The following is a 12051-nucleotide window of genomic DNA, read 5'->3' as shown; positions in this document are numbered from 1 at the left end:
GCGAGGAACGCCGGGCCCCGCCCTTCCTGCTGTGCGGCTACTCCATCCCGGCCAGGACCAGCGGGAGACGGCGGGCGCCGTCGGCGACCAGCTTCACCGGCACGCCCCAGTCCTGCTGGTGCACGTGGCAGGCCGGGTACTCGATCTCCGGGTCGTCGTCGCAGGACGCGGCCATCGCCGAGACGTGCAGCACGCCCTCGGTGACCTCGGCGGAGAGCACCAGCTCACGGGAGAGGTCGGTGTCCGCGCCCGCGCCGGAGACCAGCAGCTCGGGCGGGGTCGCGCTGACCAGCAGACGGGTGGACGGGCCGTAGCGCTCGTCCAGCTTCTGGCCGTTCGGCGCCTCGAAGACCACGTCCAGCCGGAAGGCGCCCGGGGCGACCTCGGTGGCCGCGCGCTGGGTGCGGTGCGCCACCGACTCGACCCGCACCGCCTCCTCCGGCAGCCGAAGCCTGGTCAGCCGGTGCCGGGCCGACTCCACCACCACGATGTCGCCGTCCACCAGCACCGCCCCGGAGGGCTCGCGCAGGTCGGTGGCCAGCGTGGTGACCTCGCCGCTCGCCGGGTCGTAGCGGCGCAGCGCGTGGTTGTAGGTGTCGGCGACGGCCACCGAGCCGTCCGGCAGCACGGTGACGCCCAGCGGGTGCTGGAACAGCGCCTGACCGGCCGCGCCGTCACGGTGGCCGAAGTCGAACAGGCCGGTGCCGACGGCGGTTTCGACCGTCCCTGTTTCACGTGAAACCCAGCGCAGCGCGGAGGTCTCGGAGTCGGCGACCCAGAGCCGCTCGCCGTCCGCCGAGACCGCGAGGCCGGACGGCTGGGCGAACCAGGCCTCGGTGGCGGGCCCGTCCACCAGGCCCTCGTTGGTGGTGCCGGCCGCGACCGCGACCGTGCCGGCGGCCGGGTCGTACGACCACAGCTGGTGCACGCCGGCCATCGCGATCCACACCCGGCCGTCGAACCAGGCGACGTCCCACGGGGAGGAGAGGTCCACCTCGCGGGCCGGGCCGGCGGTGGCCGAGCCCTGCCACCACTGGCGGCCGGTGCCGGCCAGGGTGGTCACGTGGCCGTCGGCGAGGCGGACGCCGCGCAGCGCGTGGTTGACGGTGTCGGCGACGACCACGTCGTACTCCGAGCCCTCCGGCAGCAGCGCGAGGCCCTGCGGCTCGCTGAACCGCGGGCTCTCCCCATCCACCAGGCCGCGCTGCCCGTCGCCGATCCGGCGCACCACCGTCTCGCCGTCCTCGGCCAGCTCGACCAGCGAGTGGTGGCCGGAGTCGGCGACCAGGAAGTGGCCGTTCGCCAGCCGGACCGCCTTGCCGGGGAACTTGAGGTCCCCGGCGGTCGGCTCCGGCGCCACGTACGGACCGTCGCCCCGGCGCAGCGTGCCCTTCGCGGCGTGCTCGGCCTCCAGCTCCTCGACCAGCCGGGCGAGCGCGTGGGCGTGGCCCTCGCCGGCGTGCTGGGCGACCACGTAGCCCTCCGGGTCGATCACCACCAGCGTCGGCCAGGCCCGTACGGCGTACTGCTTCCAGGTGGCCAGCGCCGGGTCGTCCAGCACCGGGTGGTGCACCTCGTAGCGGGCCACGGCGTCGACGACGGCCCGGTGGTCGGCCTCGTGCACGAACTTCGGCGAGTGGACCCCGACGATCACCACGGTGTCGCGGTGCTTCTCCTCCAGCTCCCGCAGCTCGTCCAGGACGTGCAGGCAGTTGATGCAGCAGAAGGTCCAGAAGTCCAGGATGGTGATCTTGCCCCGGAAGTCGGCGAGCGTGAGCTCCTTGCCGCCGGTGTTCAGCCAACCGCCTGCCCCGACCAGCTCGGGGGCGCGTACACGTGCACGAGATGCCATAACCCCATCAAACCGCACGCCGGGTGCCCGCATTCCGCCGGCGTGGGGCCGACGGGGAAGGGGCGGGGGCTACGGCCGGGTGAGGCCGGCCTGCCAGCGGGTTTCGCCGTCCTGGGTGTCGGCGGTGGGGCACAGGCCGAGGGTGCGGGCGATGGCGGCGGAGGCGTGGTGGTCGGGGTGGATGTGGGCGACGGCGGTGGTGACGCCGGCCGCGGTGAGGTGGGCGAGCAGGGTGCGGGCGGCCTCGGTGGCCAGGCCACGGCGCTGCCAGGGGGTGCCGACCACCCAGGCGAGTTCGGCTCCGCCGGGGCGCACGGTGGTCTGCACGTAGCCGGTGAGGGCGCCGTCGGCGCGCAGCCGCAGCACCCAGTTGCCCCAGGCCTCGGCCGGGTCGGGGGAGCCGGCGGCGAGCCGGGCGCAGCGGGCGCGCAGCTCCTCGACGGTGGCCGGGCGGCCGCCGGTGAAGGCGTGCAGGGCCGGGTCGGCGAGCGCGGCCGCCAGCTCCTCGGCGTGCCCGGGGGCGATCGGCAGCAGGTCGAGGCGTTCGCTGCGCAGTTCGGCGGTGGTGAGGTCGCGGTGCATGGCGGTATTGAAGGTCATCCGGCGGTGCCGTGCGACGGGATTTCCGGCCGTGCTTCGTGCCGGTGCTTTTCCGGGGCCGGGGGTTCGGGGTCGAATGGGGCGACGTCAACACGGAGGAGGTCGCACGGTGCGGTATCTGGTCAGGGAGAAGCTGTTCGCGGTCGGCGACGACTACTGGATCGAGGACGACCACGGCCACAAGGCGTACCTGGTGGACGGCAAGGTCCTGCGGTTGCGGCACACCTTCGAGCTGAAGGACGCGCACGGGCGGGTGGTCGCGGTGGTGAAGGAGAAGATGCTCACCGTCCGTGACGCGATGAAGATCGAGGACGCCGACGGCGAGGTGATCGCCACGGTCCGGGAGAAGCTGTTCACCCCGTTCCGGGACAAGTACCTGGTGGACCTGGCCTCCGGCGGCGAACTGAAGATCCACGGCAACCTGATCGACAAGGACTACCGGATCGAGAACCACCACGGCGACGAGCTGGCCCGGATCAGCCGCAAGTGGTTCCGGATCCGGGACACCTACGGGGTGGAGATCGCCGACGGCGCGGACACCGGTCTGCTGCTGGCCGTCGCCGCCTGTGTCGACCACCTGGTGCAGGACGAGGACTGACTGTCCCCGGTTTCCGGATCTCCGGTCCGCCCCTCACCCGGGTGGGGTATCTTTTGCCAGCCCTTGACCATGGCGGTCAGCGGGCACGGCACGAGCGGACCGGGGGCTGGAACCACGATGAACGACATTCTGCACGGGCTCGGTGCGGCGGCGGCCTACGGCGTCCTCGGGGTGGTGCTGCTGCTGCTCGGCATCGGCCTGGTCGACCTGCTGACGCCCGGCCGGCTCGGCCACCAGATCTGGGTCGAGCGCAACCGCAACGCCGCCGTCCTGCTCAGCTCCGCGCTGCTCGGCATCGGCGGCATCGTCTTCACCGCGATCATGTACACCTACGCCGACTTCGCCAAGGGCCTGGTCTCGACGGCCTGTTACGGCCTGCTCGGGCTGGTGCTGATGGCCGTCGCGTTCTGGCTGGTGGACCTGCTGACGCCGGGCAAGCTCGGCGAGATCCTGGTCGAGCCCGAGCCGCACCCGGCGGTGTGGGTGTCGGCCGCCTGCAACATCGCGGTGGCCGCGGTGGTGTCGGCCGCGATCGCCTAGGACGGGCCTCGGTAAACGGGTCGGCGGCGCTCCGCCGGACGCCGCCGGGTGGGGGCGCGCTACGCCGGGTACGGCGCCTTGCCCAGGACGTGCTCCCGCCCCCAGTCCCCCAGCGGCCCCAGCGCCGTGTTGAGGCGGCGCCCGGCCTCGGTCAGCGCGTACTCAACCCGCGGCGGCACCTCGTCGTACGCCTCCCGGTGCACGATGCCGTGCGCCTCCATCTCGCGCAGGTGTGCGGCCAGCACCTTCTCGGTGATCCCCGGCAGCAGCCTGCGCAGCTCGCCGAAGCGGCAGCGCGGGCGTTCGCCCAGGGCCCAGAGGATCGACACCTTCCACTTGCCGCCGATCACGTCCATCGCGGCGTCCGTCCCGCAGACGTACGCCCCCGGCCTCGGCACGATCGCCATGCCCACCCCTTCCGGCCCCGCCGACCTCGATGCTCACCCCAGGGTAACCACCCACTTCGAAGTGCGTACTTGATCGTTTCCGGGGTCGGCGCGGAGGCTGACTGCCATGGCAACCAATCCCGTTGAGAACACGTCCAAGACCCCGCTCACCCTGCTCGGCCTCGGTGCGATGGGCACCGCGCTGGCCGGAGCCTGGCTCGCCGCCGGGCACCCGCTGACCGTCTGGAACCGCACCGCCGCCCGCGCCGACGAGCTCGCCGCCCGCGGTGCCACCGTCGCCGCCACCGTCGCGCAGGCCGTCGCGGCGAACCGGCTGGTCGTCGTCTGCCTGCTCGACGACGCCTCCGTGCTGGAGGCGCTGGACGGCGTGGACCTGACCGGCAAGGACCTGGTCAACCTGGTCACCAGCACTCCCGGGCAGGCCCGTGCCCGCGCCGCCTGGGCGGAGCAGCGCGGGGCCCGCTACCTGGACGGCGGGATCATGGCCGTCCCGCCGATGATCGGCGTCCCGGCGGCCGGGGCGTACGTGTTCTACAGCGGCTCGGCCGAGCTGTTCGAGGAGCACGGGGGCATCCTGGCCGCCCCGGCCGGCACCCGGTACGTGGGCGCGGACGCCGGCTACGCGGCGCTGCACGACGTGGCGCTGCTCAGCGGGATGTACGGGATGTTCGCCGGGATCGCGCACGCCTTCGCGCTGGTCCGCGGCGAGGCCGTGGCGCCGAGCGAGCTGGCGCCGCTGCTGGGCGGCTGGCTCGCCGCGATGTCCGGCTCGGTGGCCAGGACGGCGGAGCAGCTGGAGAGCGGCGACTACGCCCAGGACGTGGTGTCCAACCTGGCGATGCAGGTGGCCGGCCAGGAGACGCTGCTGCGCACCGCCGAGGAGCAGCGGGTGAGCGCCGAACTCCTTCAACCCTACTTCCGGTTGATGGAGCGTCGACTGGAGATCGGCGGTGGTGAGGAGGACCTGACCGGGGTCGTCGACCTGCTGCGACGGTGAGGTCCGGCCGGTAACGTACCGGCATGGAAGACCTCGAAGAACGCGCCACCGTCGTCGCGTCCGACTCGCGGCAGGCCGGGGCGGGGGTGGTGGTCCGACCGCGCTGCGCCGACGACCTCGCCGACTGCGTCCGGGTGCTGGGCGACGTCCACGCCGTCGACGGCTACCCCGCCGACTGGCCCGACCACCCCGCCGCCTGGCTGACCCCGGACGGCCTGCTCGCCGCCTGGATCGCCGAGTCGGACGGCCGGCTCGCCGGGCACGTCGGCCTCGCCCGCAGCGCCCCGGGTGACCTTGCCCCCGCGCTGTGGAGCCACCGCACCGGCGGCCCCCCGGAGCTCACCACCATGGTCGGCCGCCTCTACGTCGCCCCCAGGGCGCGCGGGCACCTCATCGGTGCCCGGCTGCTGGCCTGCGCCGTGGCGCACGCGCGGGCGCTCGGCCTGCACCCGGTGCTCGACGTCCTCGCCACCGACACCGCCGCCGTGGCCCTCTACCGCCGCCTCGGCTGGACCAGCCTCGGGAGCGGCGACCAGCGGTGGGCCTCCGGACGCACCGTCACCGTCCACTGCTTCGCCGCCCCGAGGGGGTGAACCGCTGCCCCGCCCGGCCGAACCAGGCCGGGCGGCCCGCGCCCTGCCGGCGATCTCCTCGGACGGGGCCAGGCGCCGGAGTGTGCTCCGGCGCGAGTGGTGCCGGGTTCCCCCGGGTGGGGGAGCCGGATCACCGCACCGGGGGAGGAGCGGTGCGGGCGGTGCGGGCGAGCCTGGCGGCATGGTGAGAGACGGGTGGGCGGTGAGCGGCTGGGGCCTCGGGTGCGCCGGGTTCGGGCTGGGGTGTGCGCTGAGCGGGACGGAACTGTTCGGCGCGGCCTGGCCGGGGTGGCTGGTCGCCGGCGTGGGGGCGGTCTCGGCCGCCGCCGGCCTGGCGGTGGTGCGGCGGAAGCCGGTGCGCCGGCTGCTGTGGCTGTTGTGCGGGGCGGCCGCGGTGGGGGCGTGGGGCCTGCTGATGGACGTGGTGACGCTGTTGTGCGGGCAGCGGGTGGACAGTGTCCCCGACACGGTGGAGCGCGCCCTGGTGGTGGTGGGGGCGGTGCTGCTGGCCCGCACCGCCCTGGGCCTGCGGCCGGGCGCCCGCGGTGGGCCGGACCGCCGGGCCGATCGAGCCGCGCCGGCGCCCACGGCGGCCCCGCCGGTCGTCCAACTCGCCGCCTGGGCGGGGACTCTGGCGTTCGTGCCGTACGTGCTGATGAAGCTGGTCTGGGCGCTCGGCGGCAGCTTCGCCGGGATCGGTGGCGACCAGATGTACGCGAGCTACGTGCACAACGGCTCCTCCGGGCTCTGGCTCGCCCTGGAGCGCTGGGGGCTCGACGCCACCGTGCTGCTGGCGCTGCTCGGGGTGTTCCTGCTCTGGGGGCTGGTCCGTCCGTGGGGGCAGGTCTTCCCGCGTTGGACCCTGCCGCTGAGCGGCCGTCGGGTGCCGCGCTGGCTGCCGCTCACCCCGGCCCTGCTGGGGGCGGCCACGCTGGCGCCGTACGGGCTGTTCGGGATGGGCTACCTGACGCTGTGCACCGCCGGGGTGACGCGGATCAGGCTGGGCGAGCTCGCCGGCGAGCAGAGCGCACTGGAGATCGCCTGGGTCGGCATGTGCGGGTTCGCCGGGTACGGGGTCGCGCTGGTGGTGGCCGCCCGGTCGTACTGGCGGCGGACGGGGGTGCGAGCCGCCGGGGCCCGCTGAGGTCGAGGTCTGCGGAGGCCGAGGTCTGCCGAGGTCGAGGTTTGCTGAGATGGCAACAAAGCTTGCCGATGTGGTGGAGCGGGTCGCAGCCTGGCGGTGGAGGTGAGCGCCATGGGCGAGATGACCGGGACGACCGGGACCAGGAAGAGCGAGCGCTACGACGTGGTGGTGGTCGGCGCCGGAGCGGCGGGACTGAACGCCGCGCTGGTGCTGGGCCGGGCCCGGCGCCGGGTCGCGGTGGTGGACGCCGGGGAGCCGCGCAACGCGCCCGCCGCCCACATGCACGGCTACCTGAGCCGGGACGGCATGCCCCCGGCGGCGCTGCTGGCGGTCGGACGGGAGGAGGTCGCCCGCTACGGGGTGGACCTGATCGACGCCCGGGTCGAGCACGTCGAGCACGTCGAGCACGTCGAGCGCATCGAGTCCGGCGAATCCGTCGGACTCGTGGGGGAGGCCGGGCCTGCGGCGCCCGGCTTCGTGGTCCACCTGGCCGGCGGGCCGGTGCTGCACGCACGCAGGGTGGTCATCGCCACCGGGCTGCGGGACGGACTGCCGGAGCTGCCCGGCCTGGCCGAGCGGTGGGGCCACGACGTGCTGCACTGCCCGTACTGCCACGCCTGGGAGGTCCGCGACCGGCCGCTCGGGGTGCTCGGCACCGGCCCGGGGGCGGTCAACCAGGCGCTGCTGCTGCGGCAGTGGTCGGCGGACGTGGTGCTGCTCGCGCACACCCTGGTGCTGACCGACGCCGAGCGGGAACGGCTTGCCGCCCGGGACGTCCGGGTGGTCGAGGGCCGGATCGTCCGCCTGGTGTCCGACGACGGGCGCCTGCGCGGGGTCGAACTCGCCACCGGGCAGGTGGTGCCGCGCGAGGCGGTGTTCGTCTTCCCGCAGCCGGTGCCCCGGGACGCGCTGCTCTTCGGCCTCGACTGCGACCGGGACGACAACGGCTGGGTCACCACCGACCGGACCGGCCGCACCAGCCTCCCCGGCGTCTGGGCGGTCGGCAACGTCGCCGACCCGCGCGCCCAGGTGGTCACCGCCGCCGGGGCGGGCGCGGCGGCCGCCTTCGCGCTCGACCACGACCTCACGGCGGAGGAGGTCGACCGGGCGGTCGAGCGGTACCGCGCGTCCGGCGCCGCCCTGCCCGCCTGAGCGGGAAGCTTTCGTCAACCCACGATCGGAGAATCCGGATGTCAGCGCACCAGCACGGCCACTCCCACGGCCACTCCCACGAGCACGGCCACTCCCACGGGCATGTCCCCGCCGCCGACTTCGACTGGGACGCGCTCGCCGCGCACCTGGAGGTGGAGGCCGACCTGAGGGCCGGCGCCGTCACCGAGGCCGGGCGGTGGCTGCTCGGCCTGCACGGGGAGGGCGCGGTACGGCGGGTCCTCGACGTCGGCAGCGGGCCCGGGGTGATCGCCGGACTGCTGGCGGAGGTCTTCCCCGCGGCCGAGGTGGTGGCCGTCGACCAGTCGGCCGCCCTGCTGGAGCGCGCCCGGAGCCGCTCCGGCGGCCGACTCGACACCCGACAGGCCGACCTGCCCGCGGAGTTCGACAAGCTCGGCGAGGCCGACCTGATCTGGTCCGGCAACGCCATCCACCACCTGGGCGACCAGCAGGCCGCGCTCACCTCGCTCGCCGGGGTGCTGCGGCCTGGAGGCCTGCTCGCCGTCGCCGAACGCGGCCTTCCGGCGCGCTACCTGCCACGCGACTTCGGCCTCGGCCGGCCCGGCTTCCAGGCCCGGATGGACGCCGCCCACGAGGACGGCTTCAGCACCATGCGGGCCGAACTGCCCGACAGCACAGCGGAGATCGAGGACTGGCCGGCCATGCTCACGCGGGCCGGGCTGACCCCGACCGGCACCCGCACCTTCCTGGTCGACCACCCCGCCCCGCTCGCCGGCCCCATCCGCGGCTACCTGCACACCCGGCTGACCCGCCTGCGCGACCAGCTCGCCGACCAGCTCGACGCCGAGGACCGGGCCACGCTGGAAGCCCTGCTCGCCGAGGACGCCCCCACCGGCATCCTGCACCGCCCGGACGCCTTCTACCTCTCCGCGATGACCGTCCACACGGCCCGCCGGGACTGACCTGGCGGCTCCGTCGGCGTACGGGGGAAGGACAACGGCCGTGGGACCGCCCCGGCGGGGCCGGGTCAGGGCGCGAGGAAGCCGGCCACCGCACGGGTGAAGGCGGCCGGGTCGTCCAGCCACGGGTAGTGGCCGGCCGCGGGCTGGACGACGGCACGGGCGCGGCGGAACAGCGCGGCCGTGGCGCGGACCGCCCCGGGCCGCGGGTCGGGGTCGTACTCGCCGGCCAACAGGAGGGCCGGGGAGGGGAGTTCGGCGACGCCGGCGCGGACGGCGGCGGGCCGGAAACCGCCGCCGTGGTACGCCGCCGCGGCCTCCGGGTGGCTCTGGGCGGCGCGGCCGGCCTCGTGGGCGCGGGCGGTGGCGTTCCAGTCGCCGTGGAAGAGCGGCGCCACGGCGTCGGGGTCGGCGGTGCCCCCGGTGAAGGCGGTGCGAACGGCGGCCAGGGCGGCCGGGTACCACTCCTCCTCGGCGAGGCCGCGGGCCTCGGCCGCCTCGCGGTAGTCGTCCTCGGTGGCGGTGCCGCCGAAGATCCGGAGGCTGGGGGTGACCAGTACCAGCCGCCCGGTGCGCCCGGGGTGGCGCAGCGCGTACAGGGTGGCGAGCGAGCAGCCGGCGGAGTGGGCGAGGACGTCCGCCCGGTCGAGCCCGAGGTGCGAGCGGAAGGCCTCGACGTCCGCCACCTGCCGGTCGACCCGGTAGCTCGCCGGGTCGGCCGGGCGCTCCGAGCGGCCCGTTCCGCGCAGGTCGAGGACGTGCAGGGCGCGGTGCGCGCAGAGGCCGCCGAGGTCGCCGAGGTACGCGGAGTCGCGCATCGCGCCGCCGGCGAGGACGAGCAGCGGCTCGCCCTCGCCGAGCACGCGGTAGCCGAGCCGGGTGCCGTCGTGGCCGGTGAAGGTCGTCATCGGGTGATCGTGGCAACCGCGGAGCGGCCGGGGCAACGGGAAAACGGCCGGGGCGGCGGGAAGACGGCCGGGGCGGCGGGAGAGCTGGGGCTGCCCGAACCACCGCGGATCGCCGATGTGAGCCGCAACGGGTTCGCCGTCCGGCCCCGGGATACCGTCGGGGCATGACAGCGAGCGAGCAGCGCTTCGTCGTGGTGACCACGACCCACGAGGGCGAGGAGCAGGCCCGGGCCCTGGCGTCCGCCGTGGTGCGGGAGCGGCTGGCGGCCTGCGCCCAGGTGTACCCCGTACGGTCGGTGTACTGGTGGGACGGCGAGGTGCAGGATGCCGAGGAGTGGCGGATCGACCTCAAGACCAGGGCCGAACTCGTCGACCGGCTGGGCGCGTTCGTGGCCGGGCGGCACTCCTACGGGACGCCCGAGCTGATCGCCGTGCCGGTGGCGGGCGGCAGCCCGGGCTACCTCGCCTGGGTGGCCGAGGAGACGGCGGCGGCAGCGCGCGCGGCGGACCGGGCGGAGTAGCTCAGGGCGCGACCTCCAGGAAGGCCAGCACGGCCAGCACCCGACGGTGGTCCTCCTCCGAGGGCGGCAGGTCGAGCTTGAGGAAGATGTTGGCGGTGTGCTTCTTCACCGCCCGCTCGGTGATCACCATCCGTTCGGCGATCGCCGCGTTGGAGCGGCCCTCCGCCATCAGCTCCAGCACCTCGCGCTCACGCGGCGTCAGGCGGTCCAGCGGCTTGTTGCGTTCGGTGTTGCTGACCAGCATGGCGATCACCTGCGGGTCGAGCGCGGTGCCGCCGGACGCCACCCGGCGGACGGTCTCCACGAACTCGTCGGGGTCGAAGACCCGGTCCTTCAGCAGGTAGCCGATCGCACCGCTGCCGTCGGCGAGCAGTTCCCTGGCGTAGAGCTGCTCGACGTACTGGGAGAGCACGAGCACCGGCAGCCCGGGCATCCGCTTCCGTGCCTCCAGCGCCGCCTGGAGCCCTTCGTCGGTGAACGTCGGGGGCAGCCGCACGTCCACGACGGCCACGTCCGGGCGCTCGGTGAGCAGGGCCTCCAGGAGGGCCGGTCCGGTGTCCACCGCGGCCACGACCTCGAAGTCGTAGGCCTCCAGCATGCGGACCAGCCCGTCCCTCAGGAGGAAGAGGTCCTCGGCGAGGACAACTCGCACGGCAGCTCCATCGTCAGGGTCGTGGGGCCGCCGAGCGGGCTGCGGACGGCCAGGACGCCGTCGAAGGTAGCAAGCCGCCGTTCCAGGCCGCGCAGCCCGGTGCCGCGCGAGGGGTCGGCGCCGCCGGTGCCGTCGTCGGTGACCTGGGCCTTCAGCACGCCGTCCTGGTAGCGGAGTCGGACGTCGACACGGCTCGCTCCCGCGTGCTTGGCGGCGTTGGTCAGGGCCTCGGAGACGGCGAAGTAGAGGGCGGATTCGACCGGTGCCTCGGGCCGGCCGGGCAGTTCGGCGGTGACCGTCACGTTCAGCGGGCTGTCCATGCCCAACGCCCTTACCGCGTCGGCCAGTCCGCGGTCGGCGAGGACCGGCGGGTGGATGCCGCGGACCAGGTCGCGCAGTTCGTTGAGGGCGGTGGCGGAGGCCTGGCGGGTCTCGGCCAGCAGCTGCTTCGCGGCCTGTGGGTCCCGCTCGACCAGCCGCTCGGCGACGCCCAGGTCAGTGGGAGCAGCTCGAACCCGGCCTGTTCCGGCAGGTCGGCGGCACCGGGCGGATCGCCTTCCAGCGGGCCGCCGACGGCACCCTCTCGCTGCTCACCGACGCCGACCCGACCGTCGCCTACCAGCGGCTCTCCTGGTACCAGGCACCCGGCCTGCACCAGGCGGTCGCGGCCGGCAGCCTCGCCGTCCTCGTCCTGACCGTGCTGGGCTGGCCGGTGGCCGCGGCGGTCCGCCTGGTGCGCCGCCGGGGCCGGGCGGAGCGGCCCGCCGCACGGTTGCTCGGCTGGACCACCGGGGCGCTGCTGCTCGCCGCGACCGGCTGCTTCGCCCTGCTGACGGCGGACGCCAACGCGCTCAACCAGACGCTGTTCCTGGGCGACTCGCCGCTGCTGACCGCGGTCCCGGCCCTGGTCGTGACGGCCCTGCTGCTCACCCCGGCGACGGCGGTCTGCACGGTGCTGGCCTGGCGCGGGCGCTGGTGGAACCTGTCCGGGCGGCTGCACTACACCGGGCTGACGCTGGCGGTGCTGCTCTTCCTGGTCCTCGCCGGGGCGTACGACCTCACCGGGACGGGCGCGCTGGACCTGATCGGCTGAGGGCGGGGGCACAACGGAGGCGGGGCCCGGGTTCACTCCCGGGCCCTGTCAGCCTC

At 74.8% G+C, this 12051-nt stretch carries 14 protein-coding genes and 1 pseudogene; 9 read left to right on the top strand and 6 right to left on the bottom strand.

Translation table 11 applies throughout. The annotated features are described in order from the left end of the window. Window positions 1–37: 37 nt before the first annotated feature. Complete coding sequence (locus ACFU7Y_RS28355; protein ID WP_380770075.1) at window positions 38–1852, bottom strand: NHL domain-containing thioredoxin family protein; 1815 nt, start codon at window positions 1850–1852, stop codon at window positions 38–40. 69 nt (window positions 1853–1921) lie between these two features. Then, complete coding sequence (locus ACFU7Y_RS28350) at window positions 1922–2452, bottom strand: GNAT family N-acetyltransferase (RefSeq protein ID WP_380770074.1); 531 nt, start codon at window positions 2450–2452, stop codon at window positions 1922–1924. A gap of 109 nt (window positions 2453–2561) precedes the next feature. Here ACFU7Y_RS28350 and ACFU7Y_RS28345 point away from each other — a divergent pair, with 109 nt between their 5' ends. Then, window positions 2562–3050: an LURP-one-related/scramblase family protein gene (locus tag ACFU7Y_RS28345; protein ID WP_224284733.1), complete on the top strand. Its 489-nt coding sequence runs from the start codon at window positions 2562–2564 to the stop codon at window positions 3048–3050. Window positions 3051–3167: 117 nt separating this feature from the next. Further along, the gene (locus ACFU7Y_RS28340) at window positions 3168–3590 is read left to right on the top strand and encodes a DUF350 domain-containing protein (RefSeq protein WP_224284732.1); all 423 of its coding nucleotides are present in this window, start codon (window positions 3168–3170) and stop codon (window positions 3588–3590) included. Between the two features lie 59 nt (window positions 3591–3649). Here the strand turns inward: ACFU7Y_RS28340 and ACFU7Y_RS28335 are convergent, their stop codons facing one another. Beyond that, on the bottom strand, window positions 3650–3997 hold the full coding sequence (locus ACFU7Y_RS28335; protein WP_224284731.1) for a helix-turn-helix domain-containing protein: 348 nt from the start codon (window positions 3995–3997) through the stop codon (window positions 3650–3652). A gap of 106 nt (window positions 3998–4103) precedes the next feature. Between ACFU7Y_RS28335 and ACFU7Y_RS28330 the strand changes: the two genes are divergently transcribed. From ACFU7Y_RS28330 to ACFU7Y_RS28310, 5 genes are all read left to right on the top strand, one after another. Further along, window positions 4104–4994: an NAD(P)-dependent oxidoreductase gene (locus ACFU7Y_RS28330; protein ID WP_380770073.1), complete on the top strand. Its 891-nt coding sequence runs from the start codon at window positions 4104–4106 to the stop codon at window positions 4992–4994. A 23-nt stretch (window positions 4995–5017) separates the two neighbouring features. Then, a complete protein-coding gene (locus ACFU7Y_RS28325; RefSeq protein WP_224284729.1) occupies window positions 5018–5587 on the top strand; it encodes a GNAT family N-acetyltransferase in 570 nt (189 codons plus the stop codon). Between the two features lie 181 nt (window positions 5588–5768). Continuing rightward, window positions 5769–6731 (top strand): hypothetical protein, encoded by a 963-nt coding sequence (locus tag ACFU7Y_RS28320; protein ID WP_380770072.1) that lies wholly within the window; start codon window positions 5769–5771, stop codon window positions 6729–6731. A 111-nt stretch (window positions 6732–6842) separates the two neighbouring features. Continuing rightward, the gene (locus tag ACFU7Y_RS28315; RefSeq protein WP_224285043.1) at window positions 6843–7883 is read left to right on the top strand and encodes an NAD(P)/FAD-dependent oxidoreductase; all 1041 of its coding nucleotides are present in this window, start codon (window positions 6843–6845) and stop codon (window positions 7881–7883) included. A gap of 38 nt (window positions 7884–7921) precedes the next feature. Next, the gene (locus tag ACFU7Y_RS28310) at window positions 7922–8824 is read left to right on the top strand and encodes a class I SAM-dependent methyltransferase (RefSeq protein ID WP_224285042.1); all 903 of its coding nucleotides are present in this window, start codon (window positions 7922–7924) and stop codon (window positions 8822–8824) included. A gap of 65 nt (window positions 8825–8889) precedes the next feature. On the opposite strand, the gene ACFU7Y_RS28305 is transcribed toward ACFU7Y_RS28310, so the two are convergent. Beyond that, window positions 8890–9729, bottom strand: coding sequence for an alpha/beta fold hydrolase (locus ACFU7Y_RS28305; protein ID WP_380770071.1), 840 nt, complete (start codon window positions 9727–9729; stop codon window positions 8890–8892). A gap of 164 nt (window positions 9730–9893) precedes the next feature. Here ACFU7Y_RS28305 and cutA point away from each other — a divergent pair, with 164 nt between their 5' ends. Then, entirely contained in the window at window positions 9894–10250 is a 357-nt protein-coding gene (cutA, locus tag ACFU7Y_RS28300) for a divalent-cation tolerance protein CutA (protein WP_380770070.1), read from the top strand. A gap of 1 nt (window position 10251) precedes the next feature. On the opposite strand, the gene ACFU7Y_RS28295 is transcribed toward cutA, so the two are convergent. Next, entirely contained in the window at window positions 10252–10902 is a 651-nt protein-coding gene (locus ACFU7Y_RS28295; RefSeq protein ID WP_224280984.1) for a response regulator transcription factor, read from the bottom strand. Further along, a pseudogene (locus ACFU7Y_RS28290) lies at window positions 10866–11459 on the bottom strand (sensor histidine kinase); the annotation flags it as partial. The pseudogene ACFU7Y_RS28290 and the gene ACFU7Y_RS28295, both read right to left, overlap by 37 nt. Between ACFU7Y_RS28290 and ACFU7Y_RS28285 the strand changes: the two are divergent. Beyond that, a complete protein-coding gene (locus tag ACFU7Y_RS28285; RefSeq protein WP_224280985.1) occupies window positions 11360–11995 on the top strand; it encodes a hypothetical protein in 636 nt (211 codons plus the stop codon). The pseudogene ACFU7Y_RS28290 and the gene ACFU7Y_RS28285 sit on opposite strands and share 100 nt — an antisense overlap. Window positions 11996–12051 lie beyond the last annotated feature (56 nt).

Origin of the sequence: Kitasatospora sp. NPDC057542 (assembly GCF_042801945.1) — a bacterium.
Taxonomy (GTDB): Bacteria; Actinomycetota; Actinomycetes; order Streptomycetales; family Streptomycetaceae; genus Kitasatospora.
This window is presented reverse-complemented; position numbering and strand designations above follow the sequence as displayed.

Bases quoted from the DNA above. Each gene is read 5' to 3' on its own strand.
- ACFU7Y_RS28355 (WP_380770075.1), bottom strand. From the start codon at position 1,852: ATGGCATCTCGTGCACGTGTACGCGCCCCCGAGCTGGTCGGGGCAGGC.
- ACFU7Y_RS28315 (WP_224285043.1), top strand. From the start codon at position 6,843: ATGGGCGAGATGACCGGGACGACCGGGACCAGGAAGAGCGAGCGCTAC.
- ACFU7Y_RS28350 (WP_380770074.1), bottom strand. From the start codon at position 2,452: ATGACCTTCAATACCGCCATGCACCGCGACCTCACCACCGCCGAACTG.
- ACFU7Y_RS28330 (WP_380770073.1), top strand. From the start codon at position 4,104: ATGGCAACCAATCCCGTTGAGAACACGTCCAAGACCCCGCTCACCCTG.
- ACFU7Y_RS28335 (WP_224284731.1), bottom strand. From the start codon at position 3,997: ATGGCGATCGTGCCGAGGCCGGGGGCGTACGTCTGCGGGACGGACGCC.
- ACFU7Y_RS28305 (WP_380770071.1), bottom strand. From the start codon at position 9,729: ATGACGACCTTCACCGGCCACGACGGCACCCGGCTCGGCTACCGCGTG.
- cutA (WP_380770070.1), top strand. From the start codon at position 9,894: ATGACAGCGAGCGAGCAGCGCTTCGTCGTGGTGACCACGACCCACGAG.
- ACFU7Y_RS28310 (WP_224285042.1), top strand. From the start codon at position 7,922: ATGTCAGCGCACCAGCACGGCCACTCCCACGGCCACTCCCACGAGCAC.
- ACFU7Y_RS28320 (WP_380770072.1), top strand. From the start codon at position 5,769: ATGGTGAGAGACGGGTGGGCGGTGAGCGGCTGGGGCCTCGGGTGCGCC.
- ACFU7Y_RS28325 (WP_224284729.1), top strand. From the start codon at position 5,018: ATGGAAGACCTCGAAGAACGCGCCACCGTCGTCGCGTCCGACTCGCGG.
- ACFU7Y_RS28340 (WP_224284732.1), top strand. From the start codon at position 3,168: ATGAACGACATTCTGCACGGGCTCGGTGCGGCGGCGGCCTACGGCGTC.